1 protein-coding gene is annotated in these 450 nt (G+C 79.8%); it reads right to left on the bottom strand.

Translation table 11 applies throughout. The annotated features are described in order from the left end of the window. On the bottom strand, positions 1-450 hold a 450-nt coding region (locus LPA54_RS38690), incomplete at both ends, for an ROK family protein (RefSeq protein WP_228985062.1).

Below are 450 nucleotides of genomic sequence, written 5' to 3' on the forward strand. Positions count from 1 at the left end.
GTGGCCGATCTCGCCCGCGAAGCCGTGCGCGCCGGCCTCGACCTTGCCGTCGATGCCGATGGCGCCCGCGATGCCGGTGCCGAGCGGGACGAACAGGAAACGGTCGGCGCCGCGCCCGGCGCCGAGACGGCCCTCGGCGAGACCGCCGGTGCGCACGTCGTGGCCGAGGGCCACGGGGACGCCGCCGAGCCGCTCGGCGAGCAGGGCGCGCAGCGGGACGTCCCGCCAGCCGAGGTTGGCGGCGTAGGCGGCGACGCCCTCCGCCTCGTCGACGATGCCGGGGACGGCGACGCCGGCGGCCGAGGCCGGTTCGCCAAGGGCGCGGATGCCGTGGGCGCGGAGCTCGGCCGCGAAGCCGAGGATGCCCTCGACCACGGCGTCCGGGCCGCGCTCGCGGCCGGTGGGGCGGCGGGCCTGGTGCAGCAGCTCGCCGTCCGCCCCGACCAGGGC

The sequence above is a fragment of the Streptomyces sp. DH12 genome (genome assembly GCF_020873895.1).
Taxonomy (GTDB): Bacteria; Actinomycetota; Actinomycetes; order Streptomycetales; family Streptomycetaceae; genus Streptomyces.